The sequence below is a fragment of the Pseudomonas pseudonitroreducens genome (assembly GCF_021603645.1).
Lineage (GTDB): Bacteria > Pseudomonadota > Gammaproteobacteria > Pseudomonadales > Pseudomonadaceae > Pseudomonas > Pseudomonas pseudonitroreducens.
Map to the genome: position 1 here is coordinate 66,973 of NZ_BQHJ01000014.1, position 26,484 is coordinate 93,456.

The 26,484-nt window shown below is 59.6% G+C and carries 22 protein-coding genes and 1 pseudogene; 5 read left to right on the forward strand and 18 right to left on the reverse strand.

The window, feature by feature from the left end:
* Nucleotides 1-122: 122 nt before the first annotated feature.
* Nucleotides 123-986, forward strand: a complete 864-nt coding sequence (locus L6D89_RS27840) for a phage integrase N-terminal domain-containing protein (protein ID WP_019727087.1) — start codon at nucleotides 123-125, stop codon at nucleotides 984-986.
* Between the two features lie 3 nt (nucleotides 987-989).
* Here L6D89_RS27840 and L6D89_RS27845 read toward each other — a convergent pair whose 3' ends face one another.
* The 14 genes from L6D89_RS27845 to L6D89_RS32665 all read right to left on the reverse strand — a co-directional run bounded on the left by L6D89_RS27845 (nucleotide 990) and on the right by L6D89_RS32665 (nucleotide 15,569).
* The gene (locus tag L6D89_RS27845) at nucleotides 990-2,033 is read right to left on the reverse strand and encodes a virulence RhuM family protein (protein WP_019727088.1); all 1,044 of its coding nucleotides are present in this window, start codon (nucleotides 2,031-2,033) and stop codon (nucleotides 990-992) included.
* 70 nt (nucleotides 2,034-2,103) lie between these two features.
* A complete protein-coding gene (locus L6D89_RS27850; protein WP_236201790.1) occupies nucleotides 2,104-5,205 on the reverse strand; it encodes an HsdR family type I site-specific deoxyribonuclease in 3,102 nt (1,033 codons plus the stop codon).
* Nucleotides 5,198-6,340, reverse strand: coding sequence for an ATP-binding protein (locus tag L6D89_RS27855; RefSeq protein WP_019727090.1), 1,143 nt, complete (start codon nucleotides 6,338-6,340; stop codon nucleotides 5,198-5,200). Before L6D89_RS27855 ends, L6D89_RS27850 begins: the two co-directional genes overlap by 8 nt.
* Before the next feature lies 1 nt (nucleotide 6,341).
* Nucleotides 6,342-6,935 carry a restriction endonuclease subunit S gene (locus L6D89_RS27860; RefSeq protein WP_236201842.1) on the reverse strand — a complete coding sequence of 198 codons (594 nt, stop codon included), beginning with the start codon at nucleotides 6,933-6,935 and terminating at the stop codon, nucleotides 6,342-6,344.
* Nucleotides 6,925-7,662, reverse strand: coding sequence for a restriction endonuclease subunit S (locus L6D89_RS27865; RefSeq protein WP_143478502.1), 738 nt, complete (start codon nucleotides 7,660-7,662; stop codon nucleotides 6,925-6,927). The genes L6D89_RS27860 and L6D89_RS27865 overlap by 11 nt, the downstream gene beginning before the upstream one ends.
* On the reverse strand, nucleotides 7,659-9,215 hold the full coding sequence (locus tag L6D89_RS27870; protein WP_033978286.1) for a type I restriction-modification system subunit M: 1,557 nt from the start codon (nucleotides 9,213-9,215) through the stop codon (nucleotides 7,659-7,661). The genes L6D89_RS27865 and L6D89_RS27870 overlap by 4 nt, the downstream gene beginning before the upstream one ends.
* 128 nt (nucleotides 9,216-9,343) lie before the next feature.
* Nucleotides 9,344-9,661, reverse strand: coding sequence for an HVO_A0114 family putative DNA-binding protein (locus L6D89_RS27875; protein WP_025981589.1), 318 nt, complete (start codon nucleotides 9,659-9,661; stop codon nucleotides 9,344-9,346).
* A 167-nt stretch (nucleotides 9,662-9,828) separates the two neighbouring features.
* Nucleotides 9,829-11,019: a tyrosine-type recombinase/integrase gene (locus tag L6D89_RS27880; RefSeq protein WP_033936968.1), complete on the reverse strand. Its 1,191-nt coding sequence runs from the start codon at nucleotides 11,017-11,019 to the stop codon at nucleotides 9,829-9,831.
* Nucleotides 11,020-11,202: 183 nt separating this feature from the next.
* Entirely contained in the window at nucleotides 11,203-12,570 is a 1,368-nt protein-coding gene (gene mnmE, locus L6D89_RS27885; protein WP_236201791.1) for a tRNA uridine-5-carboxymethylaminomethyl(34) synthesis GTPase MnmE, read from the reverse strand.
* 106 nt (nucleotides 12,571-12,676) lie between these two features.
* Complete coding sequence (gene yidC, locus L6D89_RS27890) at nucleotides 12,677-14,425, reverse strand: membrane protein insertase YidC (RefSeq protein ID WP_236172334.1); 1,749 nt, start codon at nucleotides 14,423-14,425, stop codon at nucleotides 12,677-12,679.
* 2 nt (nucleotides 14,426-14,427) lie between these two features.
* A complete protein-coding gene (gene yidD / locus L6D89_RS27895; protein WP_015479779.1) occupies nucleotides 14,428-14,676 on the reverse strand; it encodes a membrane protein insertion efficiency factor YidD in 249 nt (82 codons plus the stop codon).
* Nucleotides 14,669-15,076 (reverse strand): ribonuclease P protein component, encoded by a 408-nt coding sequence (rnpA, locus tag L6D89_RS27900; protein ID WP_026079029.1) that lies wholly within the window; start codon nucleotides 15,074-15,076, stop codon nucleotides 14,669-14,671. Before rnpA ends, yidD begins: the two co-directional genes overlap by 8 nt.
* Before the next feature lie 14 nt (nucleotides 15,077-15,090).
* Complete coding sequence (gene rpmH / locus L6D89_RS27905) at nucleotides 15,091-15,225, reverse strand: 50S ribosomal protein L34 (RefSeq protein WP_003100258.1); 135 nt, start codon at nucleotides 15,223-15,225, stop codon at nucleotides 15,091-15,093.
* A 212-nt stretch (nucleotides 15,226-15,437) separates the two neighbouring features.
* A complete protein-coding gene (locus L6D89_RS32665; protein ID WP_276574847.1) occupies nucleotides 15,438-15,569 on the reverse strand; it encodes a hypothetical protein in 132 nt (43 codons plus the stop codon).
* A 177-nt stretch (nucleotides 15,570-15,746) separates the two neighbouring features.
* On the opposite strand from L6D89_RS32665, the gene dnaA reads away from it, so the two are divergent.
* From dnaA to gyrB, 4 genes and pseudogenes are all read left to right on the forward strand, one after another.
* Nucleotides 15,747-17,279 carry a chromosomal replication initiator protein DnaA gene (gene dnaA, locus L6D89_RS27910; protein WP_236172333.1) on the forward strand — a complete coding sequence of 511 codons (1,533 nt, stop codon included), beginning with the start codon at nucleotides 15,747-15,749 and terminating at the stop codon, nucleotides 17,277-17,279.
* Between the two features lie 29 nt (nucleotides 17,280-17,308).
* Complete coding sequence (gene dnaN, locus L6D89_RS27915) at nucleotides 17,309-18,415, forward strand: DNA polymerase III subunit beta (protein ID WP_236172332.1); 1,107 nt, start codon at nucleotides 17,309-17,311, stop codon at nucleotides 18,413-18,415.
* Between the two features lie 9 nt (nucleotides 18,416-18,424).
* A pseudogene (gene recF / locus L6D89_RS27920) lies at nucleotides 18,425-19,527 on the forward strand (DNA replication/repair protein RecF).
* Between the two features lie 3 nt (nucleotides 19,528-19,530).
* Nucleotides 19,531-21,948, forward strand: a complete 2,418-nt coding sequence (gyrB, locus tag L6D89_RS27925; RefSeq protein ID WP_236172330.1) for a DNA topoisomerase (ATP-hydrolyzing) subunit B — start codon at nucleotides 19,531-19,533, stop codon at nucleotides 21,946-21,948.
* A gap of 66 nt (nucleotides 21,949-22,014) precedes the next feature.
* Here gyrB and L6D89_RS27930 read toward each other — a convergent pair whose 3' ends face one another.
* From L6D89_RS27930 to glyQ, 4 genes are all read right to left on the reverse strand, one after another.
* Nucleotides 22,015-22,788, reverse strand: coding sequence for a lysophospholipid acyltransferase family protein (locus L6D89_RS27930; protein WP_236201792.1), 774 nt, complete (start codon nucleotides 22,786-22,788; stop codon nucleotides 22,015-22,017).
* Between the two features lie 13 nt (nucleotides 22,789-22,801).
* Entirely contained in the window at nucleotides 22,802-23,332 is a 531-nt protein-coding gene (gene gmhB / locus L6D89_RS27935; protein ID WP_236172328.1) for a D-glycero-beta-D-manno-heptose 1,7-bisphosphate 7-phosphatase, read from the reverse strand.
* An 84-nt stretch (nucleotides 23,333-23,416) separates the two neighbouring features.
* On the reverse strand, nucleotides 23,417-25,471 hold the full coding sequence (glyS, locus tag L6D89_RS27940; protein ID WP_236201793.1) for a glycine--tRNA ligase subunit beta: 2,055 nt from the start codon (nucleotides 25,469-25,471) through the stop codon (nucleotides 23,417-23,419).
* Nucleotides 25,471-26,418, reverse strand: coding sequence for a glycine--tRNA ligase subunit alpha (glyQ, locus tag L6D89_RS27945; RefSeq protein WP_015474809.1), 948 nt, complete (start codon nucleotides 26,416-26,418; stop codon nucleotides 25,471-25,473). Before glyQ ends, glyS begins: the two co-directional genes overlap by 1 nt.
* Nucleotides 26,419-26,484: the final 66 nt, after the last annotated feature.

The window sequence follows — 26,484 nt, forward strand, 5'->3', positions numbered from 1 at the left end:
TCATTCGAGGCCACAGGTGAACTGAGCACCTGGCCCTTGCCCTTCGGGGATCTCGCCTTGGCGAGTTGGCAAAAACACTGACCCTTGTATCTCAGCCCCAAAGCCGATGGAGGTCCACACCAATGGACGACCTGACCTATACCCTGCGCCAGCTCTGCCTACGCAACCGCGACGGCAGCCACGCCACCCAGGCGGATCGGCAACGGTCGCTGACCCTGGCCGCCCGTCAACTGCGCGAAGCAGGCTTCCGCCAGATGCAAGCCACCTCGCTCAAGGGCAAGCATGTCGAAGCCTTGTTGCAGCGCTGGCAAGCCGAAGGTCTGTCGGCCGGCACGCTGAAGAATCGTATGGCGCACCTGCGCTGGTGGGCCGAAAAGGTCGGCAAGGCAGGCATCCTGCCAGCGGACAACACCAAGCTGGGTATCCCTGAACGACGCTATGTGACCGGCGAAAGCAAGGCCAAGGAACTCGATGACAGGCTGGACCGGATCACCGATCCGCACGTCCGCATGAGCCTGCGCCTGCAAGCGGCCTTCGGCCTGCGCCGCGAAGAGTCCATCAAGTTCCAACCCCGCTATGCCGACCGTAGCGACCACATCGCCATCAAGGGGTCATGGGCCAAGGGTGGACGCGACCGGACGGTGCCGATCACGACACCGGAGCAGCGTGCCGTGCTGGATGAGGCCCATCGCTTGGCAGGCCTGGGATCATTGATTCCATCACACAAGACCTACATCCAACAGCGCCATGCCTACGACGGTCAGTGCAAGGCAGCAGGGCTGAGCAACATGCACGGGCTGCGGCATCGGTATGCGCAGATGCGGTATGAGGTGCTGACGGGATGGAAGGCGCCGGCGGCGGGTGGCCCTGATAAAGCTCAGCTCAGTAGCAGTCAGAGAATGAGTGACCAACACGCCCGACAGCAGATCAGCCATGAACTCGGGCATGAAAGGCTGAAAGTGACGTCTATCTATCTGGGAACCTGAGGCTTATCCGCCATCTCTGGTGTTTGACTCACCGGCCGTCAGTTTTTTCACTGCTTTGTCGAAATCGCTTTCAAACAGGCGATCCTGCACAATTCTGTACTTCTCAAATTCGCTTTCCGCATGTGTCTGGGCAAGTTTCGCAGAAATCTTGCCGCTGCTCTGTAGCACTTCCCGTTCATCAAATTCTAGGAAGGCGTCCAGCCGCTTGGACCAGTCTTCCATACTCATGGGAATCTTGCGGCGAGCACGATCCTCGGCCAACTCCAGATAGGCGTTGACGATACGACCCAATGAATCCAACTCGTCCTTGGTCAAGTAGTTCTTGGCCACGGCTACGTCGGTTTTCAGGATCTTGCCTTCGGGCGCGCTCGCCCAGGAAGTCAGCCCCATATGTGGCTTGCTGCTATCGGCCCGTTTGCGGATCAACTCTGCCGCGGTATGGCCGTGGATGGCGTAATGCAATTTGTTCTGTACTTTGGCGAAGAATGCCTTGGTAGTTGGTGCGTCCTTGTTGTAATCCACGCTGGTGGCGTAGATGTCGGTGATCTTCTGGTAGAAGCGTCGCTCGCTGAGGCGGATCTCGCGGATTTCCGCCAGCAGCCGCTCGAAGTAGTCCTCGCCCAGGAAGCTGCCGTTTTCCATGCGCTGACGATCCAGCACATACCCCTTGATGGCGAACTCACGCAGGACGCCGGTCGCCCACTGGCGGAACTGCGTTGCGCGTAGGGAGTTGACCCGATAGCCGACGGAAATGATGGCATCGAGGTTGTAGAAGTCCACCGCGCGGGACACCTCCCGCTGGCCCTCCTGCTGAACTATCCGGAATTTCCGGATAGTTGCCTCAGGCGCGAGCTCATGACTGGCAAAGATGTTCTTCAGGTGCTCGCTGACGGTGCGCACGTCCACCCCGAACAACTCGGCCATCAGCTTCTGCGACAGCCACAGGGTTTCGTCCTCGTAGCGGGCCTCGATGCTCTGTTCGCCGGCCTGGCCAGTGAAGATCAGAAACTCGGCTGTGCTGTTGCGGATCAATTTTTTGCCATTCATACCAAGTATCTCAACGTGGTCTGTACGTCGACCAGGCACGCTTTAACGCCAGTGCGATAACTCTGGCCGGTTACACCTGCCCACCTACCCCTTTGAATTTTTCGACGAACGCGGCGATCTTCTGGAAGACGCTTTGCTTTTTTGTCAGGTACTCCGGATTGAGCGGGCTCATCTTGGGCAGCAGGGCATTGAGTTCGGTGCCGTTCTCGCTGGCGAACTCGCGTCTCAGTGAGGTGCTGATGTACCGTCTGGCCGCCTCTGCATTCAGCGTCTCGTCGTTGATCAACTCCTGAGCCTCGCGCTGCTGCTCGGCCTGGGCAAAGCTAAAGAATGCCTCGATCACGCTGGCCTTGTCGCCCAGCCCATCCAGGTCGGTCTGGTTGATGAAGTCCACCACCAGGCTTTCCTTGGCGCGATTACCCAGGCTGGCGCGGATCACCCGACGCACGTCCTCGATCAGAGCCACCTTGTCCTTGGTCTTCTTGTTCTTCTCGAAGATCAATTCCAGGATGTAGTCCAGGTTGATTTCCTGCGACTTGAGCAGATCTACCTCGAACACCACATCATCCCAGTCGATGCTGGATTTTTCTTTTTCCGCCGAGGCTTTCTCCCGGCGCAGCCAGTCGCGGATGTCGTTGTAGGTGGAGCGGTAATCCTGGATTTTCCGATCGGCGGGCATGTGTATCGCCTGCAATACGGCCAAATCTTCGTCGCTTAGGTAGTGTTTCGTCTTGAAGTCCTCCACCGCCTGCGGGTCGCTCGTCTCAATGTCCTGCAAGGCTTTCAGGCTGGCGAATTCATCGTAGTTCTGCAGCACGTTTTCCACGCGCAGGTATTCGCCGAACAGTTTGGCAAAGGCTTTCTTGTCGGATTCCTTGACGATGTTGGTGGGGTCGGGAAAGCGCTGCTCCAACTCACCCACCACATCCTTGAAGCCACGTCGCGCCTCGCCCGTGACGACATCGGTGAAGCCCTCCATGTACTCGGCGTAGCTTTTCTCCAGCACCACGTTCCGGGTGTTCTTGTCACCAAACAAGGTGATGGCAGCAACGGTCGCCTGTTCCAGATCGCGGAAGGTGACGACGTTACCGAAGGTCTTGGTGGCGTCAAAAATACGGTTGGTGCGCGAATAGGCCTGGATCAGGCCGTGGTAGCGCAGGTTCTTGTCCACGAACAAGGTGTTCAGCGTGGGCGCATCGAAGCCGGTCAGAAACATCCCGACCACGATCAGCAAATCGACATCCTGCTCTTTGACTCTCTTGGCCAAGTCGCGGTAGTAATTCTGGAAGCCCTTGCTGTCCACGCTGAAGCTGGTCTTGAACAGTGCGTTGTAATCGGCAACGGCCGCTTCCAGGAACTCCTTGGCACTGCTGTCCATGGCCGAAACTTCAAAGCCTTCGTCCGCGATGTCGCCTACTGCGTCCTGTTCCTCGTTGGCGGCGTAGGAGAAAATGGTGGCGACCCTCAAAGGCTTGTCGCTGTCCTTCTGCAGGGTCTTGAAGGCTTGGTAGTAGAGCTTGGCCGCATCCACGCTGCTCACGGCAAACATGGCATTGAAGCCCTTGGCACCCGCTTGCAGGCGGTGGGTCTTCTGCCGGAAGTTGTTCAGGATGTACTGGGTGATTTCGCGGATGCGATCCGGGTGCAGCAAGGCCTGCCGGTTTTCCGCCGCGCTGAGCTTCTTCTCGTCCTGCTCGCTTTCGATGGCCTTGAACTGCGGGCGAACGTCGTTGTAGTCCACTTTGAACTTGAGCACCTTTTCGTCGCGGATGGCATCGGTGATGACGTAGGAGTGCAGTTCCCGGCCGAACACGCTGGCGGTGGTGTCCGCGCCCAGCGCGTTTTGCGGGAAGATCGGCGTACCGGTAAAACCGAACTGGTAGAACCTCTTGAACTTCTTCTTCAGGTTCTTCTGTGCCTCTCCAAATTGGCTGCGGTGGCACTCGTCGAAGATGAAGACCACCTGCTTACCGTAGATCGGCAAGTCGTTTTCGCTCTTCATCAGGTTATTGAGCTTCTGGATAGTGGTGACAATGATCTTGTTGTCGTCTTTGTCCAGATTACGCTTTAAGCCCGCAGTGCTGTCCGAGCCGTTCACGCTGTCTGGCGAAAAGCGCTGATATTCCTTCATGGTCTGGTAGTCCAGATCCTTGCGGTCTACCACGAAGAATACTTTGTCTATGAACTCCAGTTCCGTCGCTAGGCGCGCAGCCTTGAAGCTGGTCAGGGTCTTGCCCGAACCCGTCGTGTGCCAGACATAGCCGCCGCCTTCGGTGCTGTTCCAGTGCTTGGCCTGATAGGCGCTCTTGATCTTCCACAAGATGCGCTCGGTCGCAGCAATCTGGTAGGGCCGCATCACCAACAGAGTATTGCCGACGTCGAACACCGAATAGGTCAGCAGCACATTGAGCAAGGTATGCCTCTGAAAGAAGGTCGCGGTGAAGTCCTTCAAGTCCTTGATCGGGCTGTTGTCGGCCTGCGCCCAATTCATGGTGAAGTCGAAGCTGTTCTTGTTGCGCTGCGTGGTGTTGGCGAAGTAGCGCGTGTCGGTGCCGTTGGAGATGACGAACAGCTGCAAATACCTGAACAGGGAATGCTCGCTGTTGAAGCTCTCCTTGCTGTAGCGATGCACCTGGTTGAAGGCTTCACGGATAGCCACACCGCGCTTTTTCAGCTCTACCTGCACCAGCGGCAGGCCGTTGACCAGCAAGGTCACGTCATAGCGGTTGGCATGGCTGCCGGTTTGCTCGAACTGCTTGATCACCTGCACCTTGTTGCGGGCAATGTTCTTCTTGTCGAGCAGGTAGATGTTCTGGATACGGCCATCGTCGAACACGAAGTCATGGATGTAATCGTCATGAATCTTGCGGGTTCTTTCGACGATGCCATCGCTTAGCTTGTCCAGCCAGGTTTCCACGAAGCGCGCCCATTCACCGTCCGAGAATCGGACGCCGTTCAGGGTTTGCAATTGTTCACGGACGTTGGCCAGCAAGCCTTGCTGTGTTTTCAGGTCGGGCAGATATTCATAACCCTGATTTACCAGATCTTGGATGAACTCGCGTTCCAGGTCGCCTTCGCTTTGGTAGCTTTCGGCAACCTTCCAATCCTTGACGTACCTGTCGAGCACGATGAAGTTGTTCGACTCGGCGATGGGCTTGATGTACTCAACCATTCTGCATTTCCTGTTGCTGCCAATAGCCATAGTTGTTGATCAGATTGTCCAGCAGGAATTTGACCGTTTGCTTTTCTTGCGGCGTTGGCTCGGCTACCGCTTCATTGGACAGGGTGCTATGGCTGGTGAATTGGATGATGCGATTCAAATAGGCCTGCTTGTCGTCGGGCAGGAGTTCCGACCATTGCGGGTAGCCCAGAAAGCTGGCGGTTTTCTCGTAGAGGTTGCGCAGCAGTGTGAAGTGATAACGCTCGACCTGATTGGCGGCAATCGCTTGCTCAAGGGTTTTTCTTAGATGCAGGTGATAGGAAAAACTCTTGTTGGAATCTCCCTTCTTTTCCAAGAGGGCGAAGGTGCCATCCTCGAGCCGCTCCAGTAAATAGCAGGTCTTGGCGTTGAGTTCGTTGTAGAGCACGTTGTAGAACAACGGGCTGTGGGTGGTGATGACGAATTTCAGGCCGGGCGGACTGGTCTTGATCAACCCCGCCAGATTGACGGCCAACTCGATCAGGTGGTTTTCATCCAGTGAGCTCACCGGGTCGTCGATGAATACATATTCTAGTTGGTCGAATTGCCGGGTTTCGCGATTTTCCGGTTCGGCGACATTGAGCGTGCTGATGGCTTGGTCCAGCAGTGTGTAGAAAACACTCCAAATGAAGTTGCTCTCTTCGCCTTTCGAGATTTTGAGGCTGCCGGAGCTTTCATCGTCGCCACGCTCCAGCGAGAAGGTGACTTCGGAGAAGTCTTCGCTGAAATGGGGGGTCAATTTGTCGTTGGCATAGTGCTGGAAGTATCTGACGATATTTCCATCCTGCCCCAGATCCCTGAGCAGCGTGAGCAACCAGTCCGTGAATGAATTAGGTTGAATTCGCAACTTGTACTCAACATCTTGAGTCAGATCGTTATCCCAATAAAACAGGTCCTCGGTGAAGGCGCTGTAATACAGGATTTTATTGCGCGGCGACTCGGATTGATCAGCAGCCAATCCTTCAGTGTCTCCATTCTTAGGGGCGACTAGCTGCTTGAACTCACGGGAAAGACGCGTCTTGCCCGAACCGTTGAAGGCGTAGATCAGCAGCACCTTTTTTTCGGTCTCTCCGAGTTGTTTGGCGACTTCCCCGAGCGTCTTGCCCATGTTATGCGGCTTCCTCCAACTCCACGAAATTCAATAGCTTGTCGCGGTAATGCGTGTACTGCTTGCGTCGCAGTTCGATTTCATGCGGCAAGCCTTCGCTGATGGAGTTCGTCAAGGTATTGAATTTATCGAGGATGGCGACGATGCGGTCCTGCTCTTCCCGTGGCGGCACTGGAATACGGATTTTTGAGAAACCATCAAGCAACAGTCTTTTGACCTTGGTGCGTGCCACATACTTCGCTTTTTCCGAAATGAAGGAAGTTGTCTGCATGCAGTAGGAAACGAACTTCGGATTCATATCATGGCGAAAGGCATAACAGTCGTCGTGGATGGCTACTTCTTTATCGCCAATCCATGCCGTCGCCTTTCCGACATCGTCGACGGTTTCTCCGATACCGGTAATGACGACATCGCCAGGTTGGGCATAGCGCAGGGTGCTTGCCATGTCCGACCTGACTCGCGAAATAGCCTTGTCCGTCCATACACCGTACTGCGTATAGATTTCGCCGTAGTGGATGACATTGATGCCATTTTCCACATAGTCAGCTTTGGTAAATCGACGGCCGCGGATGAATTTTCCTATTTCATTCAGCATCATCCACCTTATAATTGCTTGCTTGCTTGCTTGCTTGCTTGCTTGCTTGCTTGCTTGCTTGCTTGCTTGCTTGCTTGCTTGCGCTATCTGTGCGTTCATTGAACGCGAGAAGCGCGTCGCGGTAATACTTATATTGCCGCCGACGCGCTTCCAGCTCCGCTTCCAGCTCCGCTTCCAGCTCCGCTTCCAGCTCCGTGAAAGTGTCAAGAATTTTCACGATTTCGTACTGTACTTCGAGCGGTGGAACAGGAATGCGAATCTTCGCAAGGCTCTTCGCTGATACATCAATAACCTTCGTTCCAGTCGCGTACTTTCTCTTCTGATCGAAAAACTCCGGGGTGCAGAAGTAATATGACAGGTACTTTGGGTCTTGTTGATGTTTGATAACAGTCGCGTGACCACCCGTCACGATTTGCGAATCACCAAGCCATGCGACCGCTTTGCACACGTCCTCAATATTTTCGCTCGTGTTGGTTATTATTATGTCGCCAGTGTCAACCTTGGCGAGCGGCATGGCTGTTTCCGGAGCGACGAAGGAAATGGTTTTTGTCGCCCAAATTCCGTAGTACGTGTAAATTTGACCGTAGTGGATGCAGCCAATACCAGATTCCGCAAATACGGATTTGGGCAGGCCATTGCCTCGCACGAGTTCGGAGATATCCCCAAGTGCTTTGAACTCCACCCCATCTGGGCAGAGTTCCGAAATTAATTGTGCAATTCGACTCATGCTTTAACTTCCCCATCTTCAATCTCGGCCACGATCGCATCAATCTCCGCCCGCAGCTTGTCGATCCGGGCTACAGTGGTTTTCAGAGCGGCATTGACCTGAGCAATGTCCACCACCTCGCGGTTGTCCTTGGCTTCAACATAGCTGCTCACCGACAGGTTGTAGTCGTTGGCAGCGATCGCGTCGTAATCCACCGCTTTGGCAAAGTGCTCAATGTCGGCCTTGCTGTCGAATACCTGCATGATCTGTTCGATGTGTTTATCGGACAGTTCGTTGTTGTTGGTTTTCTTGTCGAACAGGCCACTGGCATTGATGAACTGGATTTTGGTGTCGGTCTTGTGTTTCGACAGCACTAGGATGTTTACCGCAATAGTGGTGCCGAAGAACAGGTTGGGCGCAAGCGAAATCACCGTTTCCACATAGTTGTTGTCCACCAGGTATTGGCGGATTTTTTGCTCCGCTCCGCCACGGTAGAAGATACCGGGGAAGCAGACGATGGCGGCGCGACCTTTGGCCGAAAGGTAGTGCAGCGCGTGCAGCACGAAGGCGAAGTCGGCTTTGGACTTGGGTGCCAGCACGCCGGCTGGGGCAAAGCGATCGTCGTTGATGAGGGTTGGGTCGTCGCCGCCGATCCACTTCACCGAGTACGGCGGGTTGGATACGATGGCATCAAAGGGTTTCTCGTCGCCGAAATGCGGGTTCCGCAGCGTGTCGCCCAACTGGATGTTGAATTTGTCGTAGTTGATGTTGTGCAGGAACATGTTCATCCGCGCCAGGTTGTACGTGGTGTGGTTGAGTTCCTGGCCGTAGAACCCGTCTTCGATGATATGGGCATCGAAGTGCTTTTTGGCCTGCAGCAGCAGTGAGCCGGAACCGCAGGCAGGGTCGTAGATCTTGTTGACGCTGGCCTGCTTGTGCATGGCCAGCTGCGCAATCAGCTTGGAGACGTTCTGAGGGGTGAAGAACTCGCCGCCGGACTTGCCGGCGTTGGCCGCATAGTTGGAGATAAGGAACTCGTAGGCGTCGCCGAACAGGTCTATGTGGCTGGCGTCGAAGCCGCCGAAGTCGAGTTCGGCCACACGCCTGAGCACGGCGGCAAGACGGGCGTTCTTTTCCTTGACGGTGTTGCCGAGGCGGTTGCTGGTGGTGTCGAAATCAGCGAACAGACCCTTGATGTCGAGCTCGGACGGGTAGCCGCTGGCCGAGCTTTCGATGGCGGCGAAGATGCGAGCTAGATCGGTATTCAGAGTTTCGTTGGCGTTGGCACCGGCGGCTACGTTGGCGAACAGCTGGCTGGGATAGATGAAGTAGCCTTTGGTCTTGATGGCATCATCTTTGATGTCCGCAGTGATGACGCCGTCAGGCAGTCGGGCATAGTCAATGCTGTCATCACCGCCCTCAATGTAGCTGGCGAAGTTCTCGCTAATGAAGCGGTAGAACAAGGTGCCGAGCACGTATTGCTTGAAATCCCAGCCGTCGACCGCGCCGCGTACGTCATTGGCTATCTGCCAAATCTGTCGTTGCAAGGCGGCGCGTTGTTGGGTGCTGGTCATAGGGTTGTTCCTGTTTCAATTTATCTGGTTTGGCGCAAGCACGAAGCGTGTGCCGAAAATGGGGCAGTTTCTTGTCGAGCAGTTGTTCTGCCTGGTTTATCAGCAAGCTATCCTCATGTCCGCTCCCATTAATCCAGCACCACCAGGAACTCAGTCGCCAGTGCGGTCGGCTGAACATCCCGAACATTGCGCTGCAGCGATACCAGGCCGTAATCGGCCATCATTCTCAGAGTGCGTGACAGGTTCGGTACCTTGCGGCCGCTGAGCTCGGCCAGCTCAGTCAGAGACTTGGGTTGTTGGTCATGGATCAGGCGCAGCAGGCGGCGGTTGTCGTCCGACAGCACTGCGGCCAGTGATGCCAGAGACGGAAACCAAATACTGGGCGTTTCGCTTCCCTTCGGTGGCGGACCTTCTGGCTGTCGGATACCCACAATGCAGCGCTTCATGATCGCGAATCCAATGACACGTTGATTCAAAATTGTATCAGTATCTGATAATCATCGTCGATCACAAATGCTTGCCAAAAAGGAAAAGGCAGAGGCAAGGGAATGGCAACCCAGGGGTAACGGCCCTACCCAAAAAAGGGAAAAGGCCACCAACGCCTCGGCCGGACTCACACCACCAAATTGGCCGACGGTGCCAGCCCGTCGATATAGTCCGCCCATGCCTGCAACATCTCCCGCCGCTGCTCGGCATACTCCGCCCGGTTGTAGACGCCACGCACGCCGCCGATGGTGTGGTTCAGCGCTTTTTCCACCACATCCGAAACCCAGCCCTGTTCGTGCAGCAGCGTCGATGCGGTACGTCGCAGGTCATGGATCGTGAAGGCGGGGATCTCCTGCCCCTGCAATGACACCTTCAGCGCCTGGTTCAGCGCATTGTTGGCGAAGGGCTTGGCCAGGGTGCCACGTCCCGGCAATACCCAGTCACTACTGCTGGCCAGCGGCTTGAGTTCCTTGAACAGTGTCTGCGCCTGGGTGGACAGGTAGACGATGTGCGGCTTGCCGGTCTTGGAGTTCTCAACCGGAATGTGCCATTCGCCTTCGTCCAGATGCACGTCCTTCCACTGCGCCAGCATCAGTTCGGACTTGCGCACCAGGGTCATCAGGATCAACTGGAAGGCGATCTTGAACTGGCGACGGATGTTGGAAGCCTGCATGGCGCGCAGGAACTGCCGGATTTCGTCCGGCGTCAGCGCCCGTTCGCGGGCGGCGGCGCGGTAGACGTGCCGCATCGGCAGGGCCATGACCGGGTTGGCCTGGATCAGGCCGCAGGTCAGCGCGTAATCGAACATGCGCTTGAGCAGGCCGCGCACCTGGCCGGCGGCGGCATCGAAGCCTTGTTCCTTCTTGCGCCAGATGGCGCTGCGCACATCCTCGGCGGTAATGTCCCGGACCGGCTTGCTGCCGATGTGCGGCAGGATGTCCTTCTCCAGGTAGCGGCGAGGCATGGTCACATCCTTGCGGTCGCGCGACTGGATGTCCTTGAAGAAGCGTTCGGCGAAGTCGGCCACGGTGGCATCTTCTGCGCCGGCCACTTTCTCCTGTTGCTTTTTCTGTGCTGGAGACTGGCCCAGCGCCACCAGATGTGCCGCCTCATCCCGCTTCAGGCGGGCGTTCTTCAGGGTAAGGGCGGGGTACTTGCCGAGTGTGAGCTTTTCCCGTTTGCCATCCAGCCGATAGCGGTAACGCCAGACGATGCTGCCACTCGGCAGCACTTCTACGTACAGCCCGCGATCGTCACTGACGATGTACGAGGCATCCTTCGGCTTGAGCGCCTTGAGTGCGGTGTCTGTGAGAGACATGGACCCTCCTTTGGGTCCATGAAAGTCAATAGTCAGGCTATTCGGTGAGCTTGGACCCATATATGGACCCGAATAGCGATGGCTTTGACTGTATCACCGAATCACTCAATAGACAAAAATCCCTTTATTTATGCGGCTCACAGGCACATCAGCAGACTTCGGTGGACCTCCATGGACCCCACATCACTTCCCGATGCAGAAGCTGGAGAAGATCCGGCCCAGCAGGTCGTCCGGCGTAAAGGCCCCGGTAATCTCCCCCAACGCTTGCTGCGCTTGACGCAGATCCTCGGCCAGCAGTTCGCCCGCGCCGCTCAGGGTGAGCTGTGCGCGGCCGTGCTCGAGGCTGTCTCCAGCCAGGCGCAGGGCTTCCAGATGGCGGCGGCGGGCGCTGAAGCTGCTCTCGGCAGTCTGTTCGAAGCCCATGCAGGCCTTGAGATGTTCGCGCAGCAGGTCCAGGCCACTGCCCGAGCGGGCGGACAAGGTGATGGTGACGTGGCCGTCGGCGCTCTCTTCGAGAGAGATGTTCTCTGTGGATAAATCCGCCTTGTTGCGGATCAGGGTCACGTGCGCCGGGTTTGGGCGGCGGTCGAGGAATTCAGGCCACAGGGCGAAGGGATCGCTGGCTTCCGGCGCTGTGGAGTCCACGACCAGGAGCACTCGATCTGCTTCGTTGATAGCCTTGAGCGCGCGTTCCACGCCGATCTTTTCCACATGGTCATCGGTACTGCGCAGGCCCGCGGTATCGATGATGTGCAGTGGCATGCCGTCGATGTGGATATGTTCGCGCAGAACGTCGCGGGTGGTGCCGGCGATATCGGTGACGATGGCCGCCTCGCGGCCCGCCAGGGCGTTCAGCAGGCTGGATTTGCCGGCATTGGGACGTCCGGCGATCACCACGGTCATGCCGTCGCGCAACAGCGCACCTTGGCCCGCTTCACGCAGCACTGAAGCAAGCTCGGCGCGCACCGCATCCAGTTGTGAGAGTACGTGCCCATCGGCGAGGAAGTCGATTTCCTCTTCGGGAAAGTCGATGGCGGCCTCGACGTACATGCGCAGCCTGATCAGTTGGTCGGTGAGGCTATGCACACGGCGGGAAAACTCGCCCTGCAGCGAGCGCACGGCATTGCGTGCGGCCTGGGCAGAGCTGGCCTCGATGAGGTCGGCAATAGCTTCGGCCTGGGCCAGGTCCAACTTGTCGTTGAGGAAGGCACGCTCGCTGAACTCGCCGGGGCGTGCCTGGCGTGCGCCCAGCTCCAGACAGCGCTGCAGCAGCATGTCCATCACCACCGGACCGCCGTGCCCCTGCAACTCGAGTACATCCTCGCCGGTGAAGGAATTCGGGCCGGGGAAGTACAGCAGCAGGCCTTCGTCGATGACCTCGCCGTCATCGGCGTGGAACGGCCCATAGTGGGCGTAGCGCGGCTGGGGCTCGCGGCCGCTGAGGGTGATTGCCATGGCGCGCGCGCGTGGACCGGAGACGCGGACGATGCCCACTCCGCCACGGCCCTGGGCGGTGGCAACGGCGGCGATGGTTTCACGGGCTGCATTCATCTTGGCGGTCTCGCGGTGGTTGTCATGGCTTGCCGGCAAGCAAGTTATCCACATAGCAAAACGCCCCACGAGGGGGCGTCTTGTTGATCGGCATCAGACTGCGATATCAGGCAGAAGCCTTCTTCGTTGCCGCTTCGATCCGACGGGTAATGTACCACTGCTGTGCGATGGACAGGCAGTTGTTCACAACCCAGTACAGGACCAGACCGGCCGGGAACCACAGGAAGAAGAAGGTGAAGATGATCGGCATCAGCTTCATCACCTTGGCCTGCATGGGGTCCGGCGGCGTCGGGTTGAGCATCTGCTGAACCAGCATGGTGGCGCCCATGATGATTGGCAGGATGAAGAACGGATCCTTCACCGAGAGGTCGACGATCCAGCCCAGCCACGGAGCCTGGCGCATCTCGACGCTTTCCAGAAGCACCCAGTACAGCGAGAGGAAGACTGGCATCTGCACCAGGATCGGCAGGCAGCCGCCCAGCGGATTGATCTTCTCTTTCTTGTACAGCTCCATCATCGCCTGGGACATCTTCTGGCGATCATCGCCGTGCTGTTCCTTCAGGGCAGCCAGTTTCGGCGACACGGCGCGCATGCGGGCCATGGAGCGGTAGCTGGCGGCGGACAGCGGGAAGAAGGCCAGTTTGATGACGATGGTCAGGAAGATGATCGACCAGCCCCAGTTACCCACCAGGTTGTGGATATGTTGCAGCAGCCAGAAGATCGGCTGGGCAATGAACCACAGCGGGCCGTAGTCAACGGTCAGTTCCAGGCCCGGGGAGAGTTCCTTCAGGTAAGCCTGCAGTTTCGGGCCGGCATACAGAGTCAGACTGGTTTCGCCCTTGGCACCCGGCGCAACGCTCAGGTTCGGACCGGTGTAGCCGACGATGTAGTTGCCCTGGGCATCCTTGCGGGTCATCACGCTGTGGGTATCGCCCTTGGCGGGCACCCAGGCGGTAACGAAGTAGTGCTGCAGCCAGGCTACCCAGCCACCCTGGACGGTTTCCTTGAACTGCTCCTTGTCCATGTCCTTCATGGACACTTTCACGTAGGGCTTTTCAGGGGTCCAGACAGCGGCGCCGAGGTAGGTCGATACGCCGGTCGCAGTGGTGGAGGACGGATCGACGCTGGCGTCACGCTTGAGCTGGGCGAACAGCGAGGCGTTCCACGGCTTGTCGCTCTGGTTGTCGATCAGGTAGGTCACGCCCACCTGATAGGCATTGGGGTTGATGCACTCGAGCTTCTTCTGGGCCTTTTCCTTCTCGGTGCAGTCGTTTTTCAGGCCGCGGTGGAAGGTGAAGCGCTTGATGTAGTTGACGCCATCCTGTGCATAAGTCAGGTCGACGACCATCTGGTCCTGGCCATCGGCCAGTTCATACACCGGCTTGGCCGAAGCGTAGAGCGGGCGACCGCTGGCGGCGGCATCCGGGCCATTGGCACCGGTCAGGCCGCTCTGGGCCAGGTAGGTGCGCTGGTTGTCACGCTCGAACAGCGGGAACGGCACGTCCGGGCGATCCTGGCGCAGCGGGTACTGGGTCAGGCCGAGCTTGATCACGTCGCCGCCGCGCGGGTCGATGGTCAGGTCAAGGACATCGGTCTTCACGCGGATCAGCTGTTCGCTGGCTGCCGCAGGTTTCTGCTCGTTGGGCAGGGCAGCCTGGGCGTTCTGCGTGCTGGGTACGTCGGCATTGGCCGCGTTGCCGGCTGGCACGGAAGTGTCCGGCAGGCCTTCAGTCTGGTTGAAGGTCGCGGTCTGTGCCGGCAGTTCGGGCTGGCCGTAGTCCTTGTTCCACTGGAGTACCAGCGCATAGGACACGATTGCCAGGGCGACGAATAGGATTGAACGTTTGATGTCCATGGTTACTCGGCCGTCGAGGAAGGGGCGGGCTTGGAAGGATCTGGCGGTACCGGATCGTAGCCACCGGGATGCCACGGATGGCAGCGGCCGAGGCGACGAGCGGCCAGCCAGCCACCACGCAGGAAGCCATGGGTTTCAATGGCTTCCTGCGCGTAGCAGGAACAGCTGGGGTAGAAACGACAGTGCCTGCCCATCATGGGACTGATGGCGTAGCGGTAAAACTGGATCAGTAACAGCGCCAGTCTACGCATGGGAACTGTCGGCCACTCCCGGAGATTCTGTCGAAGGTTCCGGGCTGGGTCGGTTGCGCAACAGGCGCTTCCAGAGCTTGCCGAACTGCTGGTGCAGTTCTTCATTCTCCAGATCACCAAGTCCCTTGCGCGCGATCACCACGATATCCAGGCCAGCCAGCTTCTGCTGGTTATGGCGGAAGGATTCACGGAGAAGGCGTTTGAGGCGGTTGCGCTCGACAGCGAGCTTGACGTTCTTCTTGCCGATCACCAGGCCCAGACGGGGGTGATCGAGACCGTTTTCGCGCGCCAGCAGCAGGATGTGCTTGCCGGGAACCTTGGAGGTGGGGGAGTCGAAGACTGCTGTGAATTGCCGGGCTGTCAGAAGACGTTTATCCCGACTGAAATCTCGACTCACCACCTGTGTCAGGCAAATCAGACGGTCAGACGCTTGCGGCCCTTGGCGCGACGACGCGACAGAACCTGACGACCGTTCTTGGTGGCCATGCGAGCGCGGAAGCCGTGCACGCGAGCGCGCTTGAGGGTGCTGGGTTGGAAAGTACGTTTCATGATTCGGTACCTGGGTTTGACGACATGAGGTCGCAGTGACCCCGTTTAAAGAGACCGGCGATTCTAGTGAAATCAGGCGGTCAGGTCAATTTCCAACCAGGCCCGGATACAAAATCTATAGAAAGGAAGGAAATCTCTTTTTCTAAAGATTGAAGCGATGATTATGTTTAGGCAGGCGAATGCCTGTGTATAACTAGGCTCGGCCCTTTGTATCAGCGCTCGCTGGCGAATGATAACTCTGTCTGGAAGAGGTGGGCGGCCTGTGCGGGGCCGGTTGGAAAGCTGGGTATGGAATGGCGTTTTTTCCACAGGGATTTTTTCCACAGATCGATCACCAGGCTCATCCCCTGCCTCATCAAGCTGTTATCCACAAGGTTCAAGGCGCTATTAACCGACCACCGGTAAAATCATTAACACGTTGATTTTGCTTGCATCCCAGCGCGCTTAACTGTGGATAAGTTGCCCTGGCGCAGATACAATGGCGGTCTGTTTCGCTTTGCGACTTCTTTTGGGGGATATCCGTGTCCGTGGAACTTTGGCAGCAGTGCGTGGAGCTTCTGCGCGACGAGCTGCCGTCCCAGCAATTCAACACCTGGATCCGACCTTTGCAGGTCGAGGCCGAGGGTGGTGAGCTGCGCGTCTACGCACCCAACCGCTTCGTGCTCGACTGGGTCAATGAGAAGTACATGGGGCGTCTGCTCGAATTGCTGAGCGAGCGTGGCAATGGCCAGATCCCGGCGATTTCGCTGCTGATTGGCAGCCGCCGCAGCCGTACTCCTCGCCCTGCCCTGGTACCGACGCCTCAGGTGACCGTACAGGCAGCCCCTGTTGCCGTTGCACCGGTACCCGTGGCTGCGTCGGCGCCGGTGGCGGCTCCTGTCATGGCGGAACCGCAGCCGGCCCAGGTCGCTCCAGTGCAGACCATCGCTGATCTCGACGAGTCCAGCCCGGGCATCGATCCCCTGGCAGTTGCCATGCCGGCCGCGACGGTGCGTACCGAGCGCAATGTGCAGGTAGAAGGTGCGCTCAAGCACACCAGCTATCTCAACCGCACCTTTACCTTCGAGAACTTCGTCGAAGGCAAATCCAACCAGTTGGCCCGTGCGGCGGCCTGGCAGGTAGCGGACAATCTCAAGCACGGCTACAACCCACTGTTCCTTTATGGTGGTGTCGGCCTGGGCAAGACCCACCTGATGCATGCTGTGGGTAACCATCTGCTGAAGAAGAACCCGAATGCCAAGGTGGTGTACCTGCATTCGGAGCGTTTCGTCGCGGACATGGTGAAAGCGCTGCAGCTCAATGCCATCAACGAATTCAAGCGTTTCTACCGTTCGGTGGACGCGCTGCTGATCGACGATATCCAGTTCTTCGCCCGCAAGGAGCGCTCCCAGGAAGAGTTCTTCCACACCTTCAACGCCCTTCTCGAAGGCGGCCAACAGGTCATCCTGACCAGCGACCGTTACCCGAAGGAAATCGAGGGCCTGGAAGAGCGCCTGAAGTCCCGCTTCGGCTGGGGGCTGACGGTGGCCGTCGAGCCGCCGGAGCTGGAAACCCGCGTGGCGATCCTGATGAAGAAGGCCGAGCAGGCCAAGGTCGATCTGCCCCACGACGCTGCATTCTTCATTGCCCAACGCATTCGCTCCAACGTGCGAGAGCTTGAAGGGGCGCTCAAGCGCGTGATTGCACACTCCCACTTCATGGGACGGCCGATCACCATCGAACTGATCCGCGAGTCGCTGAAGGACCTGCTGGCCCTGCAGGACAAGCTGGTCAGCATCGACAACATCCAGCGCACCGTCGCCGAGTACTACAAGATCAAGATCGCCGATCTGCTGTCCAAGCGCCGCTCGCGCTCGGTGGCACGTCCGCGTCAGGTTGCCATGGCACTTTCCAAGGAACTGACCAACCACAGCCTGCCCGAGATCGGCGTGGCCTTCGGCGGTCGGGATCACACCACGGTGTTGCACGCCTGTCGTAAGATCGCTCAACTCAAGGAATCCGACGCGGATATCCGCGAGGACTACAAGAACCTGCTGCGTACTCTGACCACCTGACGCAGCCTCACGAGGCAAGGGACTAGACCATGCATTTCACTATTCAACGCGAAGCTCTGTTGAAACCCCTGCAGCTGGTCGCTGGCGTTGTCGAGCGCCGCCAGACGCTGCCGGTTCTTTCCAACGTCCTGCTGGTAGTTGAAGGCCAGCAACTGTCGCTGACCGGCACCGACCTCGAAGTCGAGCTGGTGGGTCGCGTCACGCTGGAAGACGCCGCCGAGCCCGGTGAGATCACCGTGCCTGCGCGCAAGCTGATGGATATCTGCAAGAGCCTGCCCAGCGATGCCGTGATCGACATCCGCGTCGACGAGCAGAAGCTCCTGGTGAAGGCCGGCCGCAGCCGCTTCACGCTCTCGACCCTGCCGGCCAACGATTTCCCCACTGTAGAAGAAGGCCCGGGTTCGCTGACTTTCAGTCTGGTGCAGAGCAAGCTGCGTCGCCTGATCGATCGCACCAGCTTCGCCATGGCGCAGCAGGACGTCCGTTACTACCTGAACGGCATGCTGCTGGAAGTTGGCGGCGGTACGCTGCGCGCTGTTGCTACCGACGGTCACCGTCTGGCCATGTGCTCGCTGAGCAACGGCGTGCCGGAAGCGCAGGATCGCCACCAGGTCATCGTGCCGCGCAAAGGCATCCTTGAACTTGCCCGCCTGCTGACCGAGCAGGATGGTGAAGTTTCCATCGTTCTTGGCCAGCACCACATCCGTGCCACCACCGGCGAGTTCACCTTCACCTCCAAACTGGTCGACGGCAAATTCCCCGACTACGAGCGCGTGTTGCCCAAGGGCGGCGACAAGTTGGTGATCGGCGATCGGCAGGTGTTGCGTGAAGCCTTCAGCCGTACGGCGATTCTTTCCAACGAGAAATACCGTGGTATTCGCCTGCAACTCTCCAACGGCCTCCTGAAAATCCAGGCGAACAACCCGGAGCAGGAAGAGGCGGAAGAGGAAGTACAAGTCGACTACAACGGTGGCAGCCTGGAAATCGGTTTCAACGTCAGCTATCTGCTGGACGTCCTGGGTGTCATGGGTACCGAACAGATGCGCATGATCCTCTCTGACTCCAACAGCAGTGCGCTGCTGCAGGAAGCGGACAACGACGATTCTGCCTACGTCGTCATGCCGATGCGCCTCTGACGCGTATCGATGTCCCTTAGCCGCCTTTCGGTCACCGCGGTGCGTAACCTGCACCCGGTGACCTTCTCCCCTTCCCCCCGCATCAACATCCTCTACGGCGAAAACGGCAGCGGCAAAACCAGCGTCCTGGAAGCCATCCATCTGCTCGGCCTCGCCCGCTCCTTCCGCAGCATGCGTCTGCAACCCGTCATCCAGTACGAAGAATCGGCTTGCACGGTGTTCGGACAGGTACGTCTGGGCAATGGCTTTGACAGCAGCCTGGGAGTGTCACGTGATCGCCAGGGCGAATTCCAGATTCGCATCGACGGACAGAATGCGCGCAGTGCTGCGCAACTCGCCGAAACGTTGCCATTGCAGTTGATCAACCCGGATAGCTTCCGTCTCCTGGAAGGCGCGCCGAAGATTCGTCGGCAGTTCCTTGATTGGGGAGTGTTCCACGTGGAACAACGCTTCATGGTTGCCTGGCAAAGACTGCAGAAGGCCCTGCGGCAGCGGAACTCGTGGCTCCGACATGGTAGACTGGACGGTGCTTCACAGGCCGCATGGGACCGCGAATTATGCGCCGCGAGCGACGAAATCGACGGGTATCGGCGGTCCTACATCCAGGCTCTCAAGCCCCAGTTCGAGCGAACCTTGGCAGAGCTCATCCAGATCGATGACCTGACGCTCAGCTATTACCGGGGGTGGGACAAGGAGCGTGACCTGAGTGAAGTGCTGTCTTCCAGCCTGTTGCGTGATCAGCAGATGGGACATACCCAGGCAGGGCCGCAACGGGCGGACCTGAGGATCCGCCTGGGGGGACACAACGCCGCGGAGATTCTTTCCCGCGGCCAACAGAAATTGGTGGTCTGCGCGTTGCGGATCGCCCAGGGGCACCTCATCAATCAGGCGAAGCGCGGACAATGCGTTTACCTGGTCGACGACCTCCCCTCCGAATTGGATGAGAAGCATCGGTTGTCTTTATGCCGGCTTCTCGAAGATCTGGGTTGCCAGGTATTCATCACCTGCGTCGATCCGCACTTATTGAAAGACGGCTGGCGAACGGAAACGCCGGTGTCGATGTTCCACGTGGAACATGGGCGCGTCTCTCAGGACACTACCATCGGGAGTGAAGAATGAGCGAGAACACCTACGACTCTTCCAGTATCAAGGTACTGAAGGGGCTGGATGCCGTACGTAAGCGTCCGGGCATGTACATCGGTGATACCGACGACGGCACTGGCCTGCACCACATGGTCTTCGAGGTCGTGGATAACTCGATCGACGAAGCGCTGGCAGGCTACTGCAGCGAGATCAGCATCACCATTCACACCGATGAATCCATCACCGTGCGCGACAACGGTCGCGGCATTCCGGTGGATATCCACAAGGAAGAAGGGGTTTCCGCGGCTGAGGTCATCATGACCGTCCTGCACGCCGGCGGTAAGTTCGACGACAACAGCTACAAGGTCTCCGGCGGTCTGCACGGTGTAGGTGTGTCGGTGGTGAACGCCCTCTCCCACGAGCTGCGCCTGACCATCCGCCGTGAAGGCAAGGTCTGGGAACAGGTTTATCACCACGGCGTACCGCAGTTCCCGCTGCGTCCGGTGGGTGATACCGATGGTTCGGGTACCGAGGTGCACTTCAAACCCTCGCCGGAAACCTTCCACAACATCCACTTCAGCTGGGACATCCTGGCCAAGCGGATTCGTGAGCTGTCCTTCCTCAACTCTGGCGTCGGCATCGTCCTGCGCGATGAGCGCGCCGGCAAGGAAGAGCTGTTCAAGTACGAGGGCGGCCTGCGAGCCTTCGTCGAGTACCTGAACACCAACAAGACCGCCGTGAACCAGGTCTTCCACTTCAATTGCCAGCGTGAGGAAGACGGCGTCGGCGTGGAAGTGGCCCTGCAGTGGAACGACAGCTTCAACGAGAACATTCTCTGCTTCACCAACAACATTCCCCAGCGTGACGGTGGTACCCACCTGGCGGGCTTCCGCTCCGCCCTCACCCGCCACCTGAACAACTATATCGAGCAGGAAGGCCTGGCGAAGAAGTTCAAGATCGCCACCACCGGCGACGACGCCCGTGAAGGTCTGACCGCGATCATTTCGGTAAAGGTGCCGGATCCGAAGTTCAGCTCGCAGACCAAGGACAAGCTGGTTTCCTCGGAGGTGAAGACCGCCGTGGAACAGGAAATGGGCAAGTACTTCGCTGACTTCCTGCTGGAGAATCCGAACGAAGCCAAGGCCGTGGTCGGCAAGATGATTGACGCCGCCCGCGCCCGCGAAGCCGCGCGCAAGGCCCGTGAGATGACCCGCCGCAAGGGTGCGCTGGACATCGCCGGGCTGCCGGGCAAACTCGCCGACTGCCAGGAGAAGGACCCCGCCCTCTCCGAACTGTACATCGTGGAGGGTGACTCCGCGGGCGGTTCTGCCAAGCAGGGCCGTAACCGCAAGACCCAGGCGATCCTGCCGCTCAAGGGCAAGATCCTCAACGTCGAGAAGGCTCGCTTCGACAAGATGCTGTCCTCCCAGGAGGTCGGCACGCTGATCACCGCACTGGGCTGCGGTATCGGTCGCGAGGAGTACAACATCGACAAGCTGCGTTACCACAACATCATCATCATGACCGATGCTGACGTTGACGGTTCGCACATCCGCACCCTGCTGCTGACCTTCTTCTTCCGTCAGTTGCCGGAGCTGGTCGAGCGCGGCTACATCTACATCGCCCAGCCGCCGCTGTACAAGGTGAAGCGCGGCAAGCAGGAGCAGTACATCAAGGACGACGTGGCCATGGAAGAGTACATGACCCAGTCGGCCCTCGAAGAGGCCAGCGTGCACGTCAACGAAAGCGCCCCGGGCCTGTCCGGCGAAGCGCTGGAGAAGCTGGTCAACGAGTACCGCACCGTCATGCGTACGCTGTCCCGCCTGTCCCGTCTCTACCCGCAGGACCTGACCGAGCACTTCGTCTACCTGCCGCGAATCGAGGTGGAGCAGCTGGGTGACCAGGCTGCCATGCAGGGCTGGCTGGACCAGTACCAGGCTCGCCTGAAGGCCACCGAGAAATCCGGCCTGGTCTACAAGGTCAGCCTGCGTGAAGACCGTGAGCGTCACCTGTGGCTGCCGGAAGTCGAGATGGTTGCCCACGGCCTGTCGAGCTACGTCACCTTCAACCGCGACTTCTTCGCCAGCAATGACTACCGCTCGGTGACCGAGCTGGGCGCCAAGCTGAACAGTCTGTTGGAAGAAGGCGCCTATGTGCAGAAGGGCGAGCGCAAGAAGGTCGTCAGCAGCTTCAAGGAAGCCCTGGAGTGGCTGATGACCGAAGGCACCAAGCGTCACAGCATCCAGCGATACAAAGGCCTGGGTGAAATGAACCCGGACCAGCTGTGGGAAACCACCATGGACCCGAACGTTCGCCGCATGCTGAAGGTAACCATCGAGGACGCCATCGCTGCCGACCAGCTGTTCAACACCCTGATGGGCGATGCCGTGGAGCCGCGCCGCGACTTCATCGAGAGCAACGCCCTGGCGGTGTCCAACCTGGACGTCTGATCCGGGAAAGCTACAGGCAAAAAGAAAGGGCCCTTCGGGGCCCTTTTCTTTTGTCGGCGGGAAGCGTCAGGAAGCTTCGGCAACTGCCTGCGGCGTGGCATCGGCGGGCAGCTCGCCCATCTCACGCAGCGTCTGCGCAACCCAGTTCTCGGCGCGCTGGTTGAGCTCGGTAATGGCGCGTGCGCCCTCGCCTTCTGCATACATGGCGGGGCCGATCACCACCTGGATGGTGCCGGGGAACTTCGCCCAGCCGTTCTTCGGCCAGCAGTGCCCGGCGTTGTGCGCGATCGGCAGGACCGGCAGGTTGGCGTTGACTGCCAGTGCCGCGCCGCCGCGCGAGAACTTGCCGATCTGGCCAGTGGGAACGCGAGTGCCTTCCGGGAAGATCAGCACCCAGGCGCCCTGCTTGAGGCGCTCGTCGCCTTGCTTGGCAATCTGCTTGAGGGCCAGCTTCGGCTGGTCGCGGTTGATGGCGATGGGCTTGAGCAGTGCCATGGCCCAGCCGAAGAAGGGAACGAACAGCAGCTCGCGCTTGAGCACCTGGCTGAGTGGCTCGAAGTAGCCGGTGAGGAAGAAGGTCTCCCAGGTGCTCTGGTGCTTGGCGAGGATCACGCAGGGCTGGTCCGGGATGTTCTCCGCACCCTTGAGTTCGTAGCGCACGCCGACCATCACGCCGGCGAGCCAGACGGCGAACTTGCACCAGGCCTGGGCGACGAAGCGGTAGCGTGCGCGGAACGGCAGGAAGGGCGCGATGATCAGGCTGAGGGTTCCCCAGACGAAGGCGCTGGACGACAGCAGCAGGTAGAAGAGAACGGTTCTGATGGCCTGCACAGTCGACATGGGAGATGGGTCCTCAGGAAAGTAGATGGTCGGCAACCGCCGACAGATCGTCGAAGACCAGCGTGCCTTCGGGCAGCGGCTTGGCCAAGGTGCGTTCGCCTTTGCCGGTCTTCACCAACACTGGCTGACAATCGACGGCCAGCGCGGCGTCCAGGTCACCCCGGCTGTCACCTACGAACCAGATGCCGTGCAGCGCTACACCATAGTGTTGGGCGATCTGTTGCAGCATACCGGGTTTCGGCTTGCGGCAGTCGCAACCCTCGTCGGGACCATGGGGGCAGTAGACGATGACGCCCAGTTGACCGCCCTGCTCTGCCACCAGTTCGCGCAGGCGCGCGTGCATGCTTTCCAGCGTGGCCAGGTCGTAATAGCCCCGGGCGATGCCGGACTGGTTGGTGGCCACGGCTACGGTCCAGCCGGCTTTGCTGAGGCGCGCGATGGCGGCGATGGCGCTGGGGATCGGAATCCACTCGGCGAGGGATTTGATGTAGTCGTCGGAGTCCTGGTTGATGACGCCGTCGCGGTCGAGGATCAGTAGTTTCATGAGATGGCTTCTGACGGCAAGCCACAGGCGGCAGGCGGGGTGCATGCCTGCAGCCCACCGCCTGAAGCCTGTAGCCGTTGGGCGTTAGCCCAACAGGGAGATGTCGGCGACGCCGAGGAACAGCCCGCGCAGCTTGGCCAGCAGGGCGTAGCGGTTGGCCTTCACGGCGCTGTCGTCCGCGTTGACCAGTACTTCCTCGAAGAAGGCATCGACCGGCGCGCGCAACGCCGCCAGTTGGGCCAGGGCTGCACGATAATCGCGAGCCGCGGCCAGCGGGGCTACTTCCGCTTCGGCGCTTGCCACGGCGCTGCCAAGGGCCTTCTCGGCGGTCTCGACGAACAGGCTGGCGTTGACGGTGGCAGGAACCTCGCCTTCCGCCTTGGCCAGGATGTTCGACACGCGCTTGTTGGCGGCAGCCAGGGCTGCGGCTTCTGGCAGCTGGCGGAAGGCCTGAACGGCCTGCACGCGCTGGTCGAAGTCCAGCGGAGCGGTCGGCTTGAGGGCGCGCACGGCCTGGTACACGGCAACGTCCACGCCCTCGTCTTCGTAACGAGCACGCAGGCGGTCGAAGACGAAGTCCTGCACCTGTTCGGACAGACCCTCGGCTTTCACTTTATCGCCGTACTGGGCCACGGCGACACCGATGGCATCGACCAGATCCAGGTCCAGCTGCTTCTCGATGAGAATGCGCAGCACGCCCAGGGCGGCACGGCGCAGGGCGTACGGGTCCTTGCTGCCGGTGGGCAGCATGCCGATGCCGAAAATGCCGACCAGGGTGTCGAGTTTGTCGGCCACGGCCACCGCGGCACCGGTCAGGGTGCCCGGCAGTTCCGCGCCAGCGCCGCGCGGCATGTACTGCTCGTTCAGCGCCAGGGCGACATCCTTGGCTTCGCCACCGGCAGTGGCGTAGTAGTAACCGGCGATACCTTGCATCTCCGGGAACTCGCCGACCATCTCGGTGGCCAGGTCGCACTTGGAGAGGATGCCGGCACGGGCGGCGTTGGTCGCGTCACCACCGATGCGCTCGGCGATGTAGGCGGCCAGCTTGGACACGCGCTCGGCCTTCTCGTACACGGTGCCGAGCTGGGCCTGGAATACCACGTTCTTCAAACGGGCATTGAAGGCTTCCAGCGGCTGCTTCTGGTCCTGCTTGAAGAAGAACTCGGCGTCGGTCAGGCGCGGGCGCACCACCTTCTCGTTGCCGGAAACGATGTTCTCCGGCGCCTTGCTCTCGACGTTGGCCACGGTGATGAAGCGCGGCAGCAGCTTGCCGTTGGCGTCCAGCAGGCAGAAGTACTTCTGGTTGTCCTGCATGGTGGTGATCAGGGCTTCCTGCGGTACGGCGAGGAAGCGCTCCTCGAAGGAGCACACCAGCGGTACCGGCCACTCGACCAGCGCGGTCACTTCGTCCAGCAGGTCGGCCGGGACGATGGCGCTGCCCTTCTGCTCGGCGGCCAGTTCGGCGACGCGCTTGGCGATGATCTCGCGGCGCTCGGCGAAGTCGGCCAGCACGTGGGCGCTGCGCAGGTCTTCCAGGTAGTTGGCCGGTGCGGAGATGCGCACGTTGGCCGGATTGTGGAAGCGATGGCCGCGGGATTCGCGACCGGCTTTCTTGGTGAGGATCTCGCAGTCGACGACGTCATCGCCGAACAGCATCACCAGCCACTGGGTCGGACGCACGAACTCTTCGCGGCGAGCGGCCCAGCGCATGCGCTTGGGAATCGGCAGGTCGTTCAGCGAGGTTTCGACGATGGCCGGCAGCAGGCCTACGGCGGGTTGGCCGGCGATGGTCTGGCTGAACTTCAGCTTCGGGCCGCTCTTGTCGATCAGCTCCAGGTCCACGCCGCACTTCTTGGCGAAGCCCAGGGCGGCCTGGGTCGGGTTGCCGCTGGCGTCGAAGGCAGCCTGCAGCGGCGGGCCGTCGAGGTTCACGGTACGGTCGGGCTGCTGCACGGCAAGCTGGTCGATCTGCACGGCCAGGCGGCGCGGCGCGGCGTAGCAGCGTGCGGCGGAGTAGGTCAGGCCGGCGGCCTTCAGGCCCTTCTCGATGCCGGCCAGGAAGGCTTCACCGAGGCTCTTCAGCGCCTTGGGTGGCAGCTCTTCGGTGCCCAGTTCGACGAGGAAATCCTTCGCGCTCATTATTCGGCCTCCTTCAGCTTGGCCAGTACTTCGTCACGCAATTCGGGGGTGGCCATCGGGAAGCCGAGGCGGGCGCGGGCCTGCAGGTAGCTCTGCGCCACGGCGCGGGCCAGGGTGCGCACGCGCAGGATGTAGCGCTGACGCTCGGTCACCGAGATGGCGCGGCGAGCGTCCAGCAGGTTGAAGGTGTGCGAGGCCTTGAGGACCATTTCGTAGGTCGGCAGCGGCAGCTGCAGCTCGATCAGACGGTTGGCTTCGCTTTCGTAGAAGTCGAACAGCTCGAAGAGTTTCTCGACGTTGGCGTGCTCGAAGTTGTAGGTCGACTGCTCCACTTCGTTCTGGTGGAACACGTCGCCATAGGTGACCTTGCCGAATGGGCCATCAGCCCACACCAGGTCATACACCGAGTCGACACCCTGGATGTACATGGCCAGGCGTTCCAGGCCATAGGTGATCTCACCGGTGACCGGGTAGCACTCGATGCCGCCCACTTGCTGGAAGTAGGTGAACTGGGTGACTTCCATGCCGTTCAGCCAGATTTCCCAGCCCAGGCCCCAGGCGCCGAGGGTCGGCGATTCCCAGTTATCCTCGACGAAGCGGATGTCGTGCACCAGCGGGTCGATGCCGATGGCCTGCAGCGAGCCCAGGTAGAGCTCCTGGAAGTTTTCCGGGTTGGGCTTGAGGACCACCTGGAACTGGTAGTAGTGCTGCAGGCGGTTGGGGTTTTCACCGTAGCGGCCGTCGGTAGGGCGGCGACTGGGTTGCACGTACGCCGCGTTCCAGGTTTCCGGGCCCACGGCGCGGAGGAAGGTGGCGGTGTGGAAGGTGCCGGCGCCTACTTCCATGTCGTAGGGCTGCAGCACCACACAGCCCTGATCGGCCCAGTATTTTTGCAGGGCGAGGATCAGGTCCTGGAAGGTGGGCACGGCGGGCGTAGTCTGGCTCACGAATTTCACCTGTGCTGGATATGCGACTAAAACCCGGCAGTATACCGCAAGACGCTTGCAGCTTGG